1 rRNA gene is annotated in these 2,057 nt (G+C 54.4%); it reads left to right on the forward strand.

Going from position 1 to position 2,057, the window contains the following annotated elements:
- Nucleotides 1–2,057 (forward strand): 23S ribosomal RNA (locus AYO36_RS00110); the annotation flags it as partial.

Below are 2,057 nucleotides of genomic sequence, written 5' to 3' on the forward strand. Positions count from 1 at the left end.
GCCGAAGAAGGTGACAGCCCTGTAGCTGAAACTGTTTTCCCTCCAGAGTGGATCCTGAGTACGGCGGGACACGTGAAACCCCGTCGGAATCCGGGAGGACCATCTCCCAAGGCTAAATACTCCCTAGTGACCGATAGTGAACCAGTACCGTGAGGGAAAGGTGAAAAGCACCCCGGAAGGGGAGTGAAATAGATCCTGAAACCGTATGCCTACAAGTAGTCAGAGCCCGTTAACGGGTGATGGCGTGCCTTTTGTAGAATGAACCGGCGAGTTACGATAACGCGCGAGGTTAAGCCGATGAGGCGGAGCCGTAGCGAAAGCGAGTCTGAACAGGGCGTTCAGTGCGTTGTCGTAGACCCGAAACCAGGTGATCTACCCATGTCCAGGATGAAGGTCAGGTAACACTGACTGGAGGTCCGAACCCACGCACGTTGAAAAGTGCGGGGATGAGGTGTGGGTAGCGGTGAAATGCCAATCGAACCTGGAGATAGCTGGTTCTCCCCGAAATAGCTTTAGGGCTAGCCTCGAGGTTGAGAGTTCTGGAGGTAGAGCACTGATTGGACTAGGGGCCCCCACAGGGTTACCGAATTCAGTTAAACTCCGAATGCCAGCAACTTATACTCGGGAGTCAGACTGCGAGTGATAAGATCCGTAGTCAAGAGGGAAACAGCCCAGACCGCCAGCTAAGGTCCCAAAGTGTATGTTAAGTGGAAAAGGATGTGGCGCTGCCTAGACAGCTAGGATGTTGGCTTAGAAGCAGCCACCATTCAAAGAGTGCGTAATAGCTCACTAGTCGAGTGGCGCCGCGCCGAAAATGTAACGGGGCTAAACATACCACCGAAGCTGCGGATTCCGTAAGGAATGGTAGGGGAGCGTTCCAAACCGCTGTGAAGCTGTACCGGAAGGAGCAGTGGAGCGTTTGGAAGTGAGAATGCCGGTGTGAGTAGCGAAAAGAGGGGTGAGAATCCCCTCCGTCGAAAGCCCAAGGTTTCCTGAGGAAGGCTCGTCCGCTCAGGGTTAGTCTGGACCTAAGCCGAGGCCGAAAGGCGTAGGCGATGGATAACAGGTTGATATTCCTGTACCGCCGATCCACCGTTTGAACAATGGGGGGACGCAGGAGGATAGTGACGCATGCGGATGGAAGTGCATGTGCAAGTTTCAAGACCGTCTGATTGGCAAATCCGTCAGGCATCAAAGTCAAGGAACGACGCGGAGTCCCGTAGGGACGTAGGTCACGATTTCACACTGCCAAGAAAAGCCTCTAGTGAGGGGGAAGGCGCCAGTACCGTAAACCGACACAGGTAGGCGAGATGAGAATTCTAAGACGCGCGGGATAACTCTCGTTAAGGAACTCGGCAAAATGGTCCCGTAACTTCGGGAGAAGGGACGCTCTACATGAGTAGAGCCGCAGTGAATAGGCCCAAACGACTGTTTAGCAAAAACACAGGTCTCTGCTAAATCGCAAGATGACGTATAGGGGCTGACGCCTGCCCGGTGCTGGAAGGTTAAGGGGATGGGTTAGCGCAAGCGAAGCTTTGAACCGAAGCCCCAGTAAACGGCGGCCGTAACTATAACGGTCCTAAGGTAGCGAAATTCCTTGTCGGGTAAGTTCCGACCCGCACGAAAGGCGTAACGATTTGGGCACTGTCTCAACGAGAGACCCGGTGAAATCATAGTACCTGTGAAGATGCAGGTTACCCGCGACAGGACGGAAAGACCCCATGGAGCTTTACTACAGCCTGATATTGAGGCTTTGTGCATGATGTACAGGATAGGCGGGAGACGTCGAGCCCGGAGCGCCAGCTTCGGAGGAGTCACCCTTGGGATACCGCCCTTCATGCATAGAGTCTCTAACTCGCAGCCGTGATCCGGCTGGAGGACCGTGTCAGGCGGGTAGTTTGACTGGGGCGGTCGCCTCCTAAACAGTAACGGAGGCGCCCAAAGGTTCCCTCAGAATGGTTGGAAATCATTCGTAGAGCGCAAAGGCAGAAGGGAGCTTGACTGCGAGACCTACAAGTCGAGCAGGGACGAAAGTCGGGCTTAGTGATCCGGTGGTT

The organism is Exiguobacterium sp. KKBO11, assembly GCF_001644945.1.
GTDB lineage: Bacteria > Bacillota > Bacilli > Exiguobacteriales > Exiguobacteriaceae > Exiguobacterium_A > Exiguobacterium_A abrahamii.